The sequence below is a fragment of the Limnohabitans sp. 15K genome (assembly GCF_002778285.1).
Taxonomy (GTDB): domain Bacteria; phylum Pseudomonadota; class Gammaproteobacteria; order Burkholderiales; family Burkholderiaceae_C; genus Limnohabitans_A.
This window is the reverse complement of record NZ_NESM01000004.1, coordinates 91,363-108,615: the sequence shown is the minus strand read 5'-3', so window position 1 is coordinate 108,615 and position 17,253 is coordinate 91,363. Positions and strand designations below refer to the sequence as shown.

At 59.7% G+C, this 17,253-nt stretch carries 18 protein-coding genes; 14 read left to right on the top strand and 4 right to left on the bottom strand.

The features are described 5' to 3' along the window. Position 1 precedes the first annotated feature (1 nt). The 9 genes from B9Z40_RS13945 (at position 2) to gndA (ending at position 7,933) form a co-directional block, all read left to right on the top strand. Positions 2-526 carry a gluconokinase gene (locus tag B9Z40_RS13945; RefSeq protein WP_100173974.1) on the top strand — a complete coding sequence of 175 codons (525 nt, stop codon included), beginning with the start codon at positions 2-4 and terminating at the stop codon, positions 524-526. Positions 527-544: 18 nt separating this feature from the next. After that, positions 545-883, top strand: coding sequence for a hypothetical protein (locus B9Z40_RS13940; RefSeq protein WP_100173973.1), 339 nt, complete (start codon positions 545-547; stop codon positions 881-883). Positions 884-923: 40 nt separating this feature from the next. Next, positions 924-1,898 (top strand): TRAP transporter substrate-binding protein, encoded by a 975-nt coding sequence (locus B9Z40_RS13935; RefSeq protein WP_100173972.1) that lies wholly within the window; start codon positions 924-926, stop codon positions 1,896-1,898. Between the two features lie 65 nt (positions 1,899-1,963). Next, complete coding sequence (locus B9Z40_RS13930) at positions 1,964-2,731, top strand: SDR family oxidoreductase (protein WP_100173971.1); 768 nt, start codon at positions 1,964-1,966, stop codon at positions 2,729-2,731. An 81-nt stretch (positions 2,732-2,812) separates the two neighbouring features. Beyond that, on the top strand, positions 2,813-3,352 hold the full coding sequence (locus B9Z40_RS13925; protein WP_199172573.1) for a TRAP transporter small permease: 540 nt from the start codon (positions 2,813-2,815) through the stop codon (positions 3,350-3,352). A 15-nt stretch (positions 3,353-3,367) separates the two neighbouring features. Continuing rightward, a complete protein-coding gene (locus B9Z40_RS13920; RefSeq protein WP_100173970.1) occupies positions 3,368-4,645 on the top strand; it encodes a TRAP transporter large permease subunit in 1,278 nt (425 codons plus the stop codon). 39 nt (positions 4,646-4,684) lie between these two features. After that, positions 4,685-5,725 (top strand): L-idonate 5-dehydrogenase, encoded by a 1,041-nt coding sequence (locus tag B9Z40_RS13915; RefSeq protein WP_100173969.1) that lies wholly within the window; start codon positions 4,685-4,687, stop codon positions 5,723-5,725. 39 nt (positions 5,726-5,764) lie between these two features. Next, positions 5,765-6,514, top strand: a complete 750-nt coding sequence (locus B9Z40_RS13910) for an SDR family oxidoreductase (RefSeq protein ID WP_100173968.1) — start codon at positions 5,765-5,767, stop codon at positions 6,512-6,514. Positions 6,515-6,523: 9 nt separating this feature from the next. Continuing rightward, complete coding sequence (gene gndA / locus B9Z40_RS13905) at positions 6,524-7,933, top strand: NADP-dependent phosphogluconate dehydrogenase (RefSeq protein WP_100173967.1); 1,410 nt, start codon at positions 6,524-6,526, stop codon at positions 7,931-7,933. A gap of 1 nt (position 7,934) precedes the next feature. Here gndA and B9Z40_RS13900 read toward each other — a convergent pair whose 3' ends face one another. From B9Z40_RS13900 to B9Z40_RS13890, 3 genes are all read right to left on the bottom strand, one after another. Continuing rightward, complete coding sequence (locus B9Z40_RS13900) at positions 7,935-9,128, bottom strand: mandelate racemase/muconate lactonizing enzyme family protein (protein ID WP_100173966.1); 1,194 nt, start codon at positions 9,126-9,128, stop codon at positions 7,935-7,937. A gap of 66 nt (positions 9,129-9,194) precedes the next feature. Continuing rightward, positions 9,195-10,202, bottom strand: a complete 1,008-nt coding sequence (locus B9Z40_RS13895; RefSeq protein ID WP_100173965.1) for a TRAP transporter substrate-binding protein — start codon at positions 10,200-10,202, stop codon at positions 9,195-9,197. Positions 10,203-10,242: 40 nt separating this feature from the next. Further along, the gene (locus tag B9Z40_RS13890) at positions 10,243-10,989 is read right to left on the bottom strand and encodes a FadR/GntR family transcriptional regulator (protein WP_100174092.1); all 747 of its coding nucleotides are present in this window, start codon (positions 10,987-10,989) and stop codon (positions 10,243-10,245) included. Between the two features lie 183 nt (positions 10,990-11,172). Between B9Z40_RS13890 and B9Z40_RS13885 the strand changes: the two genes are divergently transcribed. Genes B9Z40_RS13885 through B9Z40_RS13865 form a run of 5 tightly spaced genes read left to right on the top strand, consistent with a single transcriptional unit; the run spans position 11,173 to position 16,503 of the window. Next, complete coding sequence (locus tag B9Z40_RS13885; protein ID WP_100173964.1) at positions 11,173-12,909, top strand: IlvD/Edd family dehydratase; 1,737 nt, start codon at positions 11,173-11,175, stop codon at positions 12,907-12,909. A gap of 15 nt (positions 12,910-12,924) precedes the next feature. After that, the gene (gene denD / locus B9Z40_RS13880; protein ID WP_100173963.1) at positions 12,925-13,941 is read left to right on the top strand and encodes a D-erythronate dehydrogenase; all 1,017 of its coding nucleotides are present in this window, start codon (positions 12,925-12,927) and stop codon (positions 13,939-13,941) included. A gap of 7 nt (positions 13,942-13,948) precedes the next feature. Continuing rightward, positions 13,949-14,908 carry a sugar kinase gene (locus tag B9Z40_RS13875; protein WP_100173962.1) on the top strand — a complete coding sequence of 320 codons (960 nt, stop codon included), beginning with the start codon at positions 13,949-13,951 and terminating at the stop codon, positions 14,906-14,908. Further along, positions 14,905-15,801 (top strand): 2-dehydro-3-deoxygalactonokinase, encoded by an 897-nt coding sequence (locus B9Z40_RS13870; RefSeq protein WP_100173961.1) that lies wholly within the window; start codon positions 14,905-14,907, stop codon positions 15,799-15,801. The genes B9Z40_RS13875 and B9Z40_RS13870 overlap by 4 nt, the downstream gene beginning before the upstream one ends. Positions 15,802-15,852: 51 nt before the next feature. Beyond that, positions 15,853-16,503 carry a 2-dehydro-3-deoxy-6-phosphogalactonate aldolase gene (locus tag B9Z40_RS13865; RefSeq protein ID WP_100173960.1) on the top strand — a complete coding sequence of 217 codons (651 nt, stop codon included), beginning with the start codon at positions 15,853-15,855 and terminating at the stop codon, positions 16,501-16,503. 43 nt (positions 16,504-16,546) lie between these two features. Here the strand turns inward: B9Z40_RS13865 and B9Z40_RS13860 are convergent, their stop codons facing one another. Then, positions 16,547-17,251 (bottom strand): ABC transporter ATP-binding protein, encoded by a 705-nt coding sequence (locus B9Z40_RS13860; RefSeq protein WP_100173959.1) that lies wholly within the window; start codon positions 17,249-17,251, stop codon positions 16,547-16,549. Positions 17,252-17,253 lie beyond the last annotated feature (2 nt).

The window sequence follows — 17,253 nt, the reverse complement described above, 5'->3', positions numbered from 1 at the left end:
CATGAGCACTTCGCCTTTGCGCCTCATCGTCATGGGTGTGTCTGGTTGCGGCAAGTCGACCATGGCAGCGGCACTGGGCGAAAGCCTGGGCCTTGACATGGTGGACGGCGACGACCTGCACCTGATTGAGAGCGTGGCCAAGATGCGCGCTGGCATTGCCTTGCAAGACAGCGACCGGTGGCCTTGGTTAGACCGCATAGGCCACTACTTGGCTCAGGCCCAAACACCTGGCCGCGTGGTCGCTTGTTCGGCGCTCAAACGTGTTTACCGTGACCGCATCCGCGAACAAGCGGGCGATGTGTGTTTTGTCTTTCTGGACGGCGACTTTGAGCTGATTCAAAAGCGCATGCACCAGCGGGTGGGCCACTACATGCAGCCGGGCTTGCTGGACAGCCAATTCCGCACCCTCGAAAAACCCCAGGCCGACGAGACCGATGTCATCCGTCTGACGATCCACGAACCGGTGCAAGACATGGTCATGCAAGCGCTGAACGCTTTGCAGACCCGTCTTCACCCTGCCCTCTGACACTCAACAAGGACCCTCATGTTCATCCGCTGTGCATTCTTCCAAGGCAACGTCAAACCCGGCATGGAGGAAGCTTTCAACCGCTACATCCGCGACAACCTCGTCCCACTGTGGACCCGCTTTCCTGGCGCACAAGAAGTGCGCGTGCTGCGCCAAGTCGAGAGTGACGTGGCTGACCCGCATTTCGGCATGGTGCTGTCGGTTCGCTACCCCAGCCGCGAATCGATCGAGATTGCTTTGGCCTCAGAAGTGCGCATGAAAAGCAAAGAAGTGTCCAAAGACATGATCGCCATGTTCGATGGCACCGTGTTTCACACCGTCTTCAGCGCTGACGAATACGCACTGCCGACCGATTGATTTTTTCTACCGTTATTTTTTACAACCAGGAGACAAAACCATGAAACTTTCCCGCATCCTTCTCGCTTGCCTCGTGGCTGCTGTTGGCACCAGCGCCTTCGCCGCCAAGTTCAACCTGAAAATGGGCCACGCGGTCAACGCCACCGATGGCCAACACGCGGCCGCCCTCAAATTGGCCGAACTGGTCAAGCAACGCACGAACGGCGATATCGAAATCACCGTCTTCCCGTCCAACCAGCTGGGCAACGACGGCGCCATGATCAACGGTGTGCGCGGCGGCACCATCGACATCGTCTCCAGTGGCGCCTCCAACTACAACGGTTTGGTGGCCAACACGGCGGCCATGGAACTGCCCTTTGTGTTCCGCAACGCGCAGCACGCCTACCATGTGCTGGACGGCGACATCGGCACGGGCGTTCTGAACGAGTTGGCCCCACACAATATGAAGGGCTTGGCTTACTGGGAAAACGGCTGGCGCGCCTTCACCAACAACAAGCGGCCCGTCAACAAGCCCGAAGACTTGAAGGGCTTGAAGATCCGTTCCACACCCAACCCGTACCACATCCAGGCTTTCAAGCTGCTGGGCATGAACCCCTCGCCCATGCCGATCGCCGAGCTGTACACCGCGCTTGAATCGGGCGCCTTTGATGCCCAAGAGCACCCCATCAACGTGACCTGGTCGTCCAAGTTTTACGAAGTGCAAAAACACCTGACGGTGAGCAACCACGTTTACTCGCCCATCATCGTGGCCATGAACAAAGGCAAGTTCGACAGCTTGCCTGCCAACTACCAAAAGATCATGGTGGACTCGGCCCGTGAAGCGGCCACGTACCAGCGCAATCTGAATGCCCAGAACGCAGGCAAAGTGGTGGCCGACTTGAAGAAGTCGGGCATGCAAGTGATTGAAAACGTGGACATGGCCCCGTTCCAGAAAATCGTCTCGGCAGAGATCGCCAAAACATTCGGCGAGAAAAACGGTACAGCCCTGCTGAACGCCATCGAAGCCACCAAGTAAGTTGCCGCAACCTGTTCCCCTCCAAGGAGGGGGACTTTTTCAAGCCGGGTGACCGGCTTTCTCGCATGAGCATTCTTGAGTCTTTTCAGCTGAACGGCCGCAGGGCCCTGATCACCGGATCGTCCGGTGGCATTGGTTTTGCCTTGGCCCGGGCTTTGGGTCAAGCGGGTGCGCATGTCATTTTGAACGGTCGCAACGCCGACAAACTGAAACAAGCGGCTGCCACTTTGCAGTCCGAAAATTTATCGGTCAGCACAACGGCGTTTGACGTGACCAGTGCCGAAGAGGTCCGATCGGCCATCAACGAACTGGAAGCACAAGGCCCCATCGACATTTTGGTCAACAACGCCGGGATGCAGATCCGCGGGCCACTGCACGAGTTTGTCGATGACGATTGGCACACCCTGATGAAGACCAATCTGGACAGCGTGTACTACGTCAGCAAGGCCGTCGCTCAACAAATGATTCCCCGCGGGCAAGGCAAGATCATCAACATTTGCTCGGTACAAAGCGAGCTGGGCCGCCCGGGCATCGCGCCCTACACCGCCAGCAAGGGTGCGGTGAAGATGCTCACCAAGGGCATGGCCATCGACTGGGGTCAGTTTGGCCTGAACGTCAACGGCCTGGGTCCCGGTTATTTCAAAACCGAGCTGACCGAAAAACTCGTCAAGGACGAAGCCTTCACCGCCTGGCTGGTCGGCCGCACCCCGAGCCGCCGCTGGGGCGAAGTCGAAGAACTCGGTGGCGCAGCGGTCTTTCTGGCCAGCGAAGCTTCCCGCTTCATGAACGGCCACATTTTGTATGTGGACGGTGGTGTCACCGCCACCCTGTGATCGAAATGATCACCCTACCACCCGTTTGTATTCCATGATCCCGCATCCCACGCATTGCCCCGAACGTCAAAAGGCCCTCCCATGATTGAACAATTCATAGACCGACTTTGTAAGCTCATCAAAATGATCATGGTGGTCTTTCTGGCCATCATGGTCGTGCTCGTCTTCGGCAATGTGGTGCTGCGCTACGGCTTCAACTCGGGCCTGGCCGTCTCAGATGAACTCTCCCGCTGGTTGTTCGTCTGGATCACCTTTTTGGGGGCTGTGGTCGCCATGAAAGAAGGCACCCATTTGGGCACGGACACACTGATTTCCCGTTTGTCGCTGCGTGGACAAAAAATCTGTTTTGTCATTGCCAACTTGCTGATGCTTTTTTGCTGTGCATTGCTGGCCAAAGGAACCTGGCTCATTGTGGCCATGAACATCAACACCAGAAGTCCAGTCATGGAACTTTCCGAGGCCTTTTTTTATGGCTGCGGCATTTTTGCCGCCGTGGTGGGGGGGGCTGTTTTGGTCTACAAAATGTGGCGCATGGCGACAGGCCAACTCAAGGACGCCGAACTGATTGGGGTGCGAGAGTCTGAAGAAGACACCCTTGACATCCCCACCGCACAACGCTGAGCCCCGGAGAAACCCATGACCATTTTTATCTTCATCGGCTCCTTGTTGGCAGCCATGGCACTCGGTGTGCCCATTGCGTTTTCCTTGCTCCTGTGCGGCGTGGCCCTGATGTGGCACATGAATATTTTTGACGCGCAAATTCTGGCGCTCAATGTGATCGAAGGTGCCAACAGCTTCCCCTTGTTGGCTGTGCCCTTTTTCATGCTGGCGGGCGAGGTGATGAACACCGGCGGTTTGTCGCGCCGCATTGTGGACTTTGCAATGGCGCTGGTCGGCCATATCCGTGGTGGCCTGGGCTATGTGACCATCGTGGCGGCTTGTTTGCTGTCGGCCTTGTCGGGATCGGCCGTGGCCGATGCCGCAGCCCTCACGGCCTTGATGCTGCCCATGATGGTCAAAGCCGGTCATGACAAAGCGCGCAGTGGTGGACTGATTGCCGCTTGCGGCGTGATTGGCCCCGTGATCCCGCCCTCGATCGGTTTTGTGATTTTTGGCGTCGCCGCCAACGTGTCCATCAGCAAACTGTTTCTGGCAGGCATCTTTCCTGGCATTTTGCTCGGTGCCGGCCTGTGGATCACTTGGTGGTACCTGACCCGCAAAGAAATTTTGGAAACGCCGCCTCAAAAATCATTTCGTGAAGTCATGGGGGCCATGCGCAGTGCAGGCTGGGCCTTGATGCTGCCCCTGATCATTTTGGTGGGTCTGCGCATGGGTGTGTTCACGCCCACCGAGGCCGCTGTGGTGGCGGCCGTGTATGCGCTGTTTGTGGCGGGCGTCGTTTACCGCGAGCTGACCTGGAAGCAGCTGTACGAAGTGTTCGAGCGCGCCGCCATGACCACCGCTTTGGTCATGTTCTTGGTGGCTGCGGCCATGGTGTCGGCATGGCTGATTGCTGTGGCCAATCTGCCCGCACAGCTGATTGAACTGCTGCAACCACTGATCAGCAACCCCACCTTGCTGATGTTCGCCATCATGCTCTTGTGCATGGTGGTCGGCACTGCCATGGACATGACACCCACCATCTTGATCCTCACACCCGTGTTGATGCCGGTTATCAAAGCCGCAGGCATCGACCCGGTGTACTTCGGGGTGCTGTTCATCATCAACAACTCGATTGGTTTGGTCACCCCGCCTGTGGGCACTGTGCTCAACGTGGTGGCGGGCGTAGGCCGCATGCGCATGGACGACGTGACCCGAGGCGTACTGCCCTTCATGAGCGTGCAGTTCCTGGTCATGTTCTTGATGGTGATGTTCCCCGCGCTGGTGATGGTGCCTGCGCGCTGGATGTATTGATCAGACCGCCACCCCCTCTTTATTTGAAAGCACTCTCCCATGCGTTCTGTCATCTGCCACGGCCCCCGCGACTTGCGTTTAGAAACCCGTGACCTTGCGCCCCTGCAGGCCCATCAAATTCAGGTACAAGTTGCTTATGGCGGCATTTGTGGCTCTGATTTGCATTACGCCCAACACGGTGGCTTTGGCACGGTGCGCATCAAGGAACCCATTGCTTTGGGCCATGAAGTGTCGGGCATCGTCCAGACCGTGGGCTCCGATGTGCAAAGCGTGGCCGTGGGCCAACGCATCGCCATTTCGCCATCTCGCCCCTGCGGCAACTGCCGCTTTTGCCAGGCGGGTCAGCAGAACCATTGCTTGAATATGCGCTTTTATGGCAGCGCCATGCCCTTCCCGCACATCCAGGGCGCATTCAGTGAGCAACTGATCATCGAGGGCTACCAAGCCCACCCGATCGCCGACCACCTGAGCCTGTCCGAAGCCGCTTTGGCCGAGCCCTTGTCGGTTGGCTTGCACGCCATTCAGCGCGCAGGCAGCGTGTTGGGCAAGCAGGTGCTGGTGACCGGTTGCGGCCCCATTGGCTCGCTGCTCATTGGTGCTTTGCGCCGCGCTGGCGCAGCGCGGATCGTGGCGGCCGACATCGCCGACTTGCCTTTGAAGTGCGCCCAAGAGATGGGCGCTGACGAGACCATCAACCTGAAGACCGATGCAGCTGCTTTGGACAAATACAAAGTGGACAAAGGCCAGTTCGATGTCGTGTTCGAAGCCTCAGGCAGCGAAGCGGCTTTGCGCGTGGGCTTGGACACAATCGTGCCCAGAGGCGTGCTCATCACGGTGGGCATGGGTGGCGACATCAGCCTGCCCATGACACAGATCGTGGCCAAAGAAGTGGACCTGCGGGGCACCTTCCGCTTCCATGCCGAATTTGCCACCGCTGTGCGCTTTTTGAACGAAGGCTTGGTCAACGGCAAGCCTGTGATCACGGGTATATTGCCGGTCGAACGCGCCCTTGAAGCCTTCGATCTGGCGGCTGACAAAAGCCAGTCGCTCAAAGTGCAAATTTCTTTCCAAAACGCCTGAAAATCACCCCTTTTCACGCCCCCACTGAAAGTCAACACCATGTCAAAAATTGCCCTCGTCACCGGTGCCAGCTCTGGCATCGGCAAAGCCTGCGCCCTCGCCTTGCTCCAAGAAGGTTGGCAAGTCGTTCTGGTGGGTCGCCGCGCCGATGCGCTGGCCTCTGCCGTGGCCGAAGCTGGCGCCAACTCGGGTCATGCCCACGCCATCCCGACCGACCTGTCCAAAGAGCCAGAAGTCAAAGCCCTGTTCGATCAGATCCGCGCGCGCTTTGGCCGCATCGATTTGGTGTTCAACAACGCAGGCATCTCCCTGCCCTACACCCTGCCGGGCGACCTGTCGGGCGATGAATGGCGCCGTGCTGTGGACATCAACTTGAACGGTGCGTTCTACACTTTGTCGCATGCCTTCAAGCTGATGCAAGAGCAAAGCCCACAAGGCGGCCGCATCATCAACAACGGGTCGATTTCGGCCCATGTGCCGCGTCCTGGCTCCATTGCCTACACCGCCACCAAACACGCTGTCTCGGGTCTGACCCGTGCAGCCTCGCTCGATGGCCGCCCTTACAGCATCGCCGTGGGCCAGATTGACATTGGCAACGTGGCCTCGGACATGACCGAAAAAATGGCCAAAGGTGTGCACCAAGCTGACTTGAGCATCAAGGCTGAGCCGCGCATGGACATGTCAGGGGTGGTCGACACCTTCATGACGATGGCCCGCATGCCTTTGTCGAGCAATATTTTGTTCACCACGGTGATGGCCACCAACATGCCTTTTGTAGGCCGGGGTTGATTCGAACCTATGCAGAAGATGGACATTGGCCTGGTGGGCCTGGGGGTGATGGGCGAAAACCTGGCGCTCAATCTGGAGCGCAACGGGTTTTCAGTCAGCGGCTTTGACCTGGACGAGGCCAAGCGCAACAGCTTTGATCAGCGCACGCGGGGTCTGAACGGGCAAGCGGTCCACTCACTGAGCGAGTTGGTTGGCAGTTTGCAACAACCTCGCTGTGTCTGGCTGATGGTGCCAGCAGGTGCTGCGGTCGATGCGGTGCTTTACGAGCTGACGCCCCTATTGGCGGCTGGCGATGTGGTGATGGACGGGGGCAACACCCTTTTCACCGACACAGAGCGCCGCTTGAAGGCCTTGCAAGACTCGGGCATCCTTTATGTGGGTGCAGGGGTCAGCGGCGGCGAAGAAGGCGCACTGCGTGGCCCAGCGCTCATGCCTGGCGGCTCTGCAGCGGCTTGGCCACGTTTGAAACCCATGCTGCAAGCCATCGCTGCCAAGACCGAAGACGGCGCATCTTGCTGTGAATGGATGGGCCCAGGCGGTTCAGGCCACTTTGTCAAAATGGTACACAACGGCATCGAATACGCCGACATGCAGACCATTTGCGAGGCTTATGCGCTGATGCAACAGATGCTGGGCATGCACCCGTCCGAAATGAGCACCGTGTTCCGCACCTGGAATGCCGGTGAACTCAGCAGTTACCTGATCGGCATCACCGCCGACATCCTGGCCTACACCGACCCCGAAACGGGCCATGCGCTGGTGGACAAAATCCTCGACACCGCTGAACAAAAAGGCACGGGCAAATGGGCGAGCCAGGTCGCGCTCGACCTGGGCGTGAGCGCACCCACCATTGCCAATGCCGTGTTTGCCCGCACCCTCAGCGCACTCCAAGCTGAACGGGGCAAAGCATCGAAGGTCTTGACGGGCCCCACCACACAGCCTGCACCCGATCGGGCATCGGTATTGCCACGCCTCGAGCGGGCCTTGCTGGCGGCCAAGATTTGCGCCTACGCACAAGGCTTCAGCCTGCTGCGGGCGGCCGACAAAGAACACCAGTGGCAACTGCCCATGGGCACCGTGGCCTCGGTCTGGCGTGCGGGCTGCATCATCCGTGCGCGCTTGCTGCAAGACATTCGCCAAGCCTTTGATGGCGCGCCCGATCTGAACAACCTGCTGATGGACCCGCACTTCACAGGCGTGATGGCCCGCTGCCAGCAGGACCTGCGCGAAGTCGTGGCCCTGGGCGCATTGCACGGCGTGGCCATGCCCTCGTTCATGAGCGCGCTGAGCTACTACGACGCCTACCGCTCGGCACGCCTGCCGGCCAACTTGCTGCAAGCGCAGCGCGACTATTTTGGTGCCCACACCTACCAACGTGTAGACCGGCCCGGCAAGTTCCACACGCGGTGGACGGATTGAGTTACACGCTGATGCGCACTACCGCATCCTTGCGTTTGTGCAAGTCGGGGAGCAACTCCAAGCCCAAACCCGGTTTGTCATTCAGGCTGATCATGCCGTTCTTCACCTGCGGCAATTCGGTCACCAGCTCTTTGTACCAGCCACTGTAAAAGGCACGAACGCTCTCTTGAATTAAGGCGTTGGGTGCGTGCAATGACAAGTGGGTCGACGCCGCCCACACCACAGGCCCTGTGCAGTCGTGAGGGGCCACGGGCAGCTGCCAAGCGTCGGCCATGGCCGCGATCTTGCGCGCTTCGGTCAGGCCCCCACACCAGCTCAAGTCGAGCATGGCCACGCCGCCCACACCGGTTTGCAAATAGTCCTTGAAACCCCATTTGTAGCTGAGCGTCTCGCTGGCACAGATCAAGGCCTTGCAGTCCACCGCGTACTGCTTGAGCAGGTCCAGGCTGTCCATGCGGATCGCGTCTTCGTGCCAGAAGGTGTCGAACTCTTGCAGCGCGCGTGAAATCTTTTGCGCCATGGGCAAACGCCACAGGCTGTGGAACTCGACCATGATGTCCATCTTGTCGCCCACCGCTTTGCGGATCTTGCGAAAGGGTTCGAGCGCAGTGTTCAGGTCTTGCGGGCTGATGTATTGACCGTGCGACTTTTCAGCGGCCATGTCAAAGGGCCAGATCTTCATGCCGGTGATGCCTTCGGAGAGCAGCGACTCAGCCACCTCGTCGGCGCGGAGCAAAAAGCCCTGCAGGTCTTCGTAGGGTCCAGCGTTGTTGCCCAGACCCCAGTTGCTGCTGGTCTGGTTGACGTTGCTGCGGATGTACTGGTAGCCCGCGCAGGTGTTGTAGACACGGATCTCGTCGCGGCTCTTGCCGCCCAAAGCGGTGTAGACCGGCATGCCCGCGGCCTTGCCAAAAATGTCCCACAGCGCGATGTCCACCGCCGAGTTGCCACGCGTTTCCACACCGGACCCACGCCAGCCCAAATAACCCGTGATATCGCGCAAACGTGATTCGATCGCCAGCGGGTCTTGCCCGATCAGCTTGGGGCCCACCCATTCGTGCAGATAAGCCTCCACCGCTTGCGCGCCCATGAAGGTTTCGCCCAGGCCCACCAAGCCCTCGTCGGTGTGCAATCGCACCCAAATGATGTTGGGGAATTCATCCAGGCGGATGGTTTCGAGTTGGGTGATTTTCATGGCGGATCAAACTTCAGACATTAAAAAAGCCCCACAGCTTGGGGCTGTGGGGCTTGGTGCGATGGATCAACCGCCGCGTGCTTTCTTGAGCTCGTCTTGCACGACTTTGATGGCGTCGGCACCAATCGAGTCTTTGTGCTTGTCGTACACCGAGGCCACTTTGGCGCGGATGCGGTTTTGCTCAGCCCCGCTGACCTCGTTGATCTGCATGCCTTTGGTTTTGAGCGATGCCAGCGACTTCTCGTTCAGGGTGCGGTTGGCCGCGCGCTCAACCTTTTGACCCTCGATGGCCGCTTCACGCAGCAAGGCCTGCTCTTGGGGGTTGAGCTGGTCCCACAACTTTTTGCTGTAAAGAATCAGGAAAGGCGTGTAGGCGTGGCGTGTCACGCTCAGGTACTTTTGCACTTCATTGAACTTGGAAGTTTCAATGGTCACAAAGGGGTTTTCCTGACCGTCAATCGCGCGGCTCTCCAGCGCAGAGAACACCTCGGGGAAGGCCATGGGCACAGCGTTGGTGCCCAAGGTCTTGAAGGTGTCCAGGAAGATGTTGTTTTGCATCACGCGCACTTTGACGCCGTCAAAGTCTTCGAGCTTGGTCACAGGGCGCTTGCTGTTGGTCAGGTTGCGGAAACCGTTTTCCCAGTAAGCCAGATTCACCAAGCCAGCCGCTTCGAGCTTGGCATTGAAGTACTTGCCAGCCGGGCCATCCAGCACCATGTCGGCTTCTTTTTCGTTGGCAAACAAGAAAGGCAGGTCGAACACGCCCAACTCTTTGACAATACCGACCAGGGGCGAGCTGGAGGTGCAGACCATCTCTTGCGTGCCGGCACGCAAAGCCTGCGTGGCTTGCAAGTCACCACCCGCCATACCGCCCCAGAAAGCGGTAATCTTCATCTTGCCGCCCGATTTGGCGGTCAGGATTTCCTGCATCTTTTTGACGCCCACGCCCACGGGGTGGTCTTCGTTCACACCGTTAGTGAACTTGATGTTACGCTCAGAAAATTGCGCCATGGCACTGCTGGCCACCAGGAAAGTGCCCGCCAAGAGGGTCACCAGATTTCTGCGTTTGAACATGTTGTCTCCTAAAAAAACAGGGTTAAAAATCTATCAAAACTCAAGCCACTTTTCGCAGGCGTTCGGAAAAAGCCGAAACGCTTGGAATTTTTTTGCGCGTGGACACCACACGTTCGATGTCTTCATGCGCACCATTGATCAGCACCATGATGGCGCGCTCGGCCTTGTCCGGCGCGTGTTGGATGACGGCGTCCAGCACGGCCCGGTGCAGGGGCAATGAACTGCGGGGGCCGTCTTGGATTCGGGTGGAAATTTCAAAACTGGTGCGCAGCAAGGCGCTCAGGGCCTTGCCCATCTGAATCAGCATTCGGTTGTGCGAGGCATGCAGCAGGCCTTGGTGAAAACGCAGGTCGTGCACCACGTAGTCACCACCCTGCTCCACCGCCAGCTTCATGCCCGCAAAGGCTTGTTCGATTGCGGCGATGTCTTCGTCTGTGGCTTTTTCCGCGGCCAGTCGTACGGCGGCGGGCTCCACCACACGGCGAAGCTCTTGCAGGTCACGCAAGAACTCGGGCGTCAAACCGGCTTGGGCTTGCCAAGTGATGACATCGGGATCGAACCAGTTCCAGTGGTCATCGTTCAGCACACGCGTGCCCACTTTGGGGCCGGTGGAGATCAAACCTTTGGCGACCAGCGACTTGATGGCTTCGCGCACCACCGTGCGGCTGACCCCAAACTGCTCGCACAGCAAAGGCTCGGGCGGCAAACTCGCGCCCACGGCGTACTGGCCCGACAAGATGGCTTGTCCCAGCAAATCCAATGTGTGACCGTGTGCGTTTTTGACCATGGGTGATTTGACGAATCGTTCAATCATATGATGAATGAAAAATTCCAACACTGCGGAAAACCCTGAAGATCGGCCTGAGCGAGAATCGATTGTGCGCTGCACTAGGGTTTATAGGGTGGCCAACAAACTGTATTCATCATACGATTGAACCCATTCTCCCAACCTCCGAATCATTCGATCCTCATGTCCTCCAATCCCCGTAAAAAACCCGAAGAACTCCGCAGCCAGCAGTGGTTTGGCCGCCAAGACCGCGATGGCTTTGCCTACCGCAGCTGGGTCAAGGGCAAAGGCGTGCCGCACGACCAATTCGACGGTCGCCCCGTCATTGGCATTTGCAACACCTTCAGCGAACTGACCCCCTGCAACTCGCACTTCCGCACCCTGGCCGAGCAGGTCAAGATCGGCGTGTACGAGGCCGGCGGTTTTCCGCTCGAATTCCCGGTCATGTCGCTGGGCGAAACCCTGCTGCGCCCGACCGCCATGCTCTACCGCAACCTGGCGTCCATGGACGTCGAAGAAAGCATCCGAGGCAACCCGATCGACGGCGTGGTGCTGCTCATGGGCTGCGACAAAACCACGCCATCCTTGCTGATGGGCGCGTCCAGCGTGGGATTGCCAACCATTGGCGTGTCGGGCGGCCCCATGCTCAACGGCAAATGGCGCGGGCAAGAACTCGGCTCGGGCACAGGCGTGTGGAGCATGAGCGAGCAGGTGCGCGCAGGCACACTCAAATTGGCCGACTTTTTTGAAGCCGAGAGCTGCATGCACCGCAGCCATGGCCACTGCATGACCATGGGCACCGCCAGCACCATGGCCAGCATGGTCGAAGCCCTGGGCATTGGCTTGCCCGGCAACGCCACTTACCCGGCCGTGGACGGCCGCCGCAATGTCTTGGCCCGCGATGCGGGCCGCCGCATCGTCGAGATGGTGCACACCGACCAGACCATCACCAAAGTGCTGACGCGCGAAGCCTTTGAAAACGCCATCCGCACGCTGGCGGCCATTGGCGGTTCGACCAACGCGGTGATCCACCTGATCGCCATTGCAGGCCGCTTGGGCCTGAAACTCACCGTGGACGATTTCGAGCGTTTGGGCAGCGAGTTGCCTTGCCTGTTGAATTTGCAACCCTCAGGCGACCACCTGATGGAAGACTTTTGCTATGCCGGTGGCTTGCCCGTCATCATGAAAGAGATCGAGCACCTGCTGCACAAAGACATCATCACCGTGACCGGCAAAAGCGTGAGCGAGAACATCGCGGGCGCCGTGAATTACGACCCGCGCGTCATCAAGACCTTCGACGCCCCTTTCAAAGAAAAAGCGGGCATCGCCATCTTGCGCGGCAACCTGGCCCCGCGTGGCGCGGTCATCAAGCCCAGTGCCGCCACGCCTGCACTGATGGTGCACACCGGCCGCGCCGTGGTGTTTGAAGACAGTACCGACTTCCACAAACGCATCGACGACGAGAGCCTGGACGTGGACGAGAACTGCATCTTGGTGCTCAAGAACTGCGGCCCCAAGGGTTACCCTGGCATGGCAGAGGTGGGCAACATGCCGCTGCCGCCCAAGGTGCTGCGCAAAGGCATCACCGACATGGTGCGCATCTCTGACGCCCGCATGAGCGGCACGGCCTATGGCACCGTGGTGCTGCACACCACGCCCGAAGCCGCTGCCGGTGGCCCGCTGGCCGTGGTGCAAAACGGCGACATGATCGAACTCAATGTGCCTGAGCGCAAACTGCAACTGCTCATCAGCGACGAAGAGCTGGCACGCCGCCTGGCCTTGTGGGAAAAGCCTGCGCCGGCCATGAACTCGGGCTACTGGAAGCTGTACATTGACCATGTGCTGCAAGCCGACGAAGGCGCAGACATGGACTTTCTGGTCGGCCAGCGTGGCGCGGCCGTGCCCAAAGACAACCACTGATTCACGGAGAAAACCATGCGTATTTTGATCACCGGCGGTGCCGGATTTTTGGGCGCTCGACTGGCTCGCGAGATTTTGAAAAAAGGCCAACTCAACGGCCAAGTCGTCAACGAATTGGTGATTGCCGACCTCTTCCCCGCCCCAGCCGATTTGCTGGCCGACCCGCGGGTCAAGGGCCATGCAGGTCCCATGCTGGAACAAGGTGACTTGTTCAAGAGCGGCTTTGACGGCGTGTTCCATTTGGCCTCGGCCGTGTCGGGCGAGTGCGAACTCGACTTTGACCTGGGCCTGCGCTCCAACGTGGACAGCTCGCGCTTGCTGCTCGACAGCATCCGCGTGTCCACCGAGCGATTGGGCAAAGCCCCACGCCTGGTGTTTGCCAGCTCTGTGGCCGTGTTTGGGCCCGATGCAGCCAACCCCATGCCCGCCCTGGTGGCCGACACCACCTTGCCCACACCACAAACGTCTTACGGCACGCACAAGCTCATCATCGAGCACATGGTGGCCGACTACACCCGTAAAGGCTACATCGACGGCCGCGCAGCGCGCCTCATGACCGTGACCGTGCGCCCCGGCAAACCCAATGGCGCAGCGTCATCGTTTTTCAGCGGCATCATCCGCGAGCCGCTGGCGGGCACCCCCACCACCTGCCCGGTGGATGCCAGCGTCTCACACCCCATGTCCTCACCGGGCACCACCATCCACGGCTTGATCACCGTGTTTGAAGCCAGCCGTGAAGCCATCGGTGGGCGCATGGCACTGAACCTGCCCGGCCTGAATGTGAGTGTGGGCCAAATGTTGGCCGCACTGGAAAAAGTGGCGGGCCCCGCTGTTCGTGCCCGTGTGAAATTCGAGCGCGATGAACGCGTGGCAGGCATCGTGGACAACTGGGCCAAAGGTTGCACCTTTGAGCGCGCCCACGCGCTGGGCTTGCGCGCCGACGAGAGCTTTGAAGCCATCATCGAGCAGTACATTGCAGACTGCAAAGCCCGGCCCGGCTACCCAGCCGATGCTTTGAAAGGCCTGGCCTGAAAGCCGCATGACCGTGCACAAAACAGGGGACATCGTCGCCTTGGGTGAGGCGATGGTTGAGTTCAACCAGACCTCCAACCCAACACCTGATGAGGCGCCTTTGTATCTGCAAGGCTTTGGCGGCGACACCAGCAATGCCGCCATTGCCGCTGCTCGGGCAGGGGCCCGTGTGGCCTACCTGACGCGATTGGGTGCCGACCGCTGGGGCGATCGGCTGATGGATTTGTGGCAGCGCGAAAACGTAGGCACCGCCACGGTGCTGCGCGACCCCCAAGCCCCCACCGGCCTGTACTTTGTGAGCCACGATGCAAAGGGCCACCACTTCAGCTATGCCCGTGCCGGCTCAGCCGCCAGCCGCATGCAAGCCGCAGACCTCGCGCATTGGCAAGACGCCATTGCCCGCAGCCAGTGGCTGCACCTGTCGGGCATCTCATTGGCGATTTCGGCCTCGGCCTGCGACACCGCCTTGGCCGCCATACAACACGCCCGCAGCGTGGGCACACACGTGGCGCTCGACTCCAACTTGCGCCTGTCGCTCTGGCCACTGGCCCGTGCACAAGCCTGCATTGGCCAAGCCGTGCGCATGTGTGATTTGTTTTTGCCCAGCCTGGAAGACCTGACCGCGCTCACGGGCCTGACACAAGCGCAAGACATCATCGGCTGGAGCCATGCGCAAGGCGCAGCGCAAGTGGTGCTCAAGCTGGGGGCCGATGGCGCCATCGCCAGCGATGGCAAGTTGCAGCGCACCGTGCCGGGCCATAGCGTGCAAGCGGTGGATGCCACGGGTGCAGGTGACTGCTTTGCAGGCAACCTCTTGGCGCGCTTGTCAGCGGGCGACAGCTTGTGGGACGCCACCGCCTATGCCAATGCCGCTGCAGCCGTGTCGGTGCAAGGCTATGGCGCCGTCGCCCCCTTGCCCAGGCACGATGCGGTGCTGGACTTCTTGATGAAAGCGCACACACCATGAGGCCCTTGATCGCGATCGACTGGGGCACATCTTCGTTGCGCGGTGCACAGCTTGGGGCCGAGGGTCAAGTGTTGGCCACACGCGAATTTGCGCGCGGCATCTTGAGTGTGCCGCCGGGGCAGTTTGCCGCTGTGTTGGACGAACTCTTTGGCGATTGGATGCAAGCGCCGGGTGCGCTGTGCCTGATCTCTGGCATGGCGGGCAGCCGCCAAGGGTGGCAAGAAGCGCCCTACTGCCCCTGCCCTGCAGGCTTTGCCGAGTTGGGCCAACACCTGTTGTGGCTGCAGCCTGGTCGCATCGCCTTGGTGCCTGGCCTCAGCTGCCTGGGCCAAGACACCCTGCAAACAACCGATGTGATGCGCGGCGAAGAAGTGCAAATTTTTGGCGCACTGCAACTGGCTGGACAAGACAGTGCCACGCTGGTGCTGCCCGGCACACACAGCAAATGGGTGCAGGTGCAAGGTGGACGCGTGACCCAGTTCCAAACCTTCATGACCGGCGAGGTGTTTGCCCTGATGAGCCAACACTCGATTTTGGGCAAGACACTCGATTTGACCGGGGCCTTCGATGAATCGGCCTTTTTGCAAGGTGTGGACCAAAGCCAGCAAGCGGGCAGCGTGCTCAACAAACTGTTCGCGGTGCGTACCCTGGGCCTGTTTGAGCGCCTTGCTGCTGTGGCCTTGCCCAGCTACCTGTCGGGCTTGCTGATTGGGGAGGAACTGCACCATCCAAGGGCGTCCACCCCTGCAGAACCTGTCCTCCTGATCGGCAACGACGCCCTCACGCTGCGGTACACCTTGGCACTGAAACACTTGGGCGTCGCCTGCCAAAGCCATGGCCCAGAAGCCACTTGGGCGGGCTTGTTCGCACTGGCATCGGCATCGGCATGTTGATGTGCAAAAAAACCTTCGCGGCGAGGGCGCCGCTCCTACACAAAAAACACCATGACACCGACCACCTCCCCCGCACACGCTTTGGCACAAGCCATGGACCAACTGCCTTTGATCGCCATCTTGCGTGGCCTGACGCCGGCCGAGGCACCCGCCATTGGCGACGCGCTGGTGGGCAGCAGCTTTGCCATCATCGAGGTGCCGCTCAACTCACCCGAGCCTTTGCGAAGCATCAATGCACTGGCGACATTGTTTCCGCAAACGCTGATCGGTGCGGGCACGGTGCTGAACGCAGGGCAAGTGAAAGACGTGCACGCCGCCGGAGGCCGATTGATCGTCTCGCCCAACTTCAACCCCGCCGTGGTCGCGCAGGCCTTGGCCCTGGACATGGTCGTACTGCCGGGGGTGGCCACGCCCACAGAGGCCTTTGCGGCGCTCGACGCGGGCGCACATGGACTCAAGCTTTTTCCGGCCGAGATGATTTCACCCGCCACCGTCAAAGCCTTGCGAGCCGTGCTTCCGAAAGGCGTCGCCCTGATGCCCGTAGGCGGTATCACGCCGGACAACATGGCGACTTATTTGGCGGCCGGGGCGACAGGCTTTGGCCTGGGTTCGGCCTTGTTCGCGCCGGGACGCACCGCCCAAGATGTACAAAGTACCGCAAAGCACTTTGTCAAGTCTTTCCAAGGAAACGCGCAGACCTGAGTTGACCCGCTGTGGGGCTGCAAGCCTGTGATCAGTTTGGTGACTACACGCCTAAGTAGGCTTTGCGGATTTCAGGGCGATGGCTCAAGTCGGACGATGCACCCGAAGTTACCACGCGGCCATTTTCGAGCACATAGGTGCGCTGTGAAATCGCCAAGGCACGGCTGACGTTTTGCTCCACCAGCATGACCGCCGTGCCATTTTGATGGATGGCCTCGATGGCTCGAAACATCTCTCCCACGATGCTCGGGGCCAAACCCAAAGACGGCTCGTCCAGCAAGAGCAATCGAGGCAAAGCCATCATGGCCCGACCAATGGCGACCATTTGTTGCTGCCCCCCTGACAAGGTGCCCGAGATCTGATTGAGCTTGGCTCTCACCGCAGGGAACAAGTCACACACTTGTTCAAATGTGCGTGCGCGAGCGGCCTTTGCAGCCGGATGCATGGCGCCCAGCTCAAGGTTTTCACGCACCGTCATGCCTGTGAATAACCTGCGGCTTTCGGGTACCAAGGCCAAACCTTTTTCACACAAGCGGTGTGGCGGCAAACTCGAAACCGTCTCACCTTCCCATGCGATTTTTCCTGCGACCAAGGGGTTCAGCCCCATGACGGCATGGATCAATGTGGTTTTGCCCGCACCGTTGGGGCCGATCACGGAGACCAACTCGCCCGCATTGATCTGCAAAGAGACATCCCACAGCGCTGGCGCAGCGCCGTAATTGACTTGAATTTGATCTATTTGGAGCATGC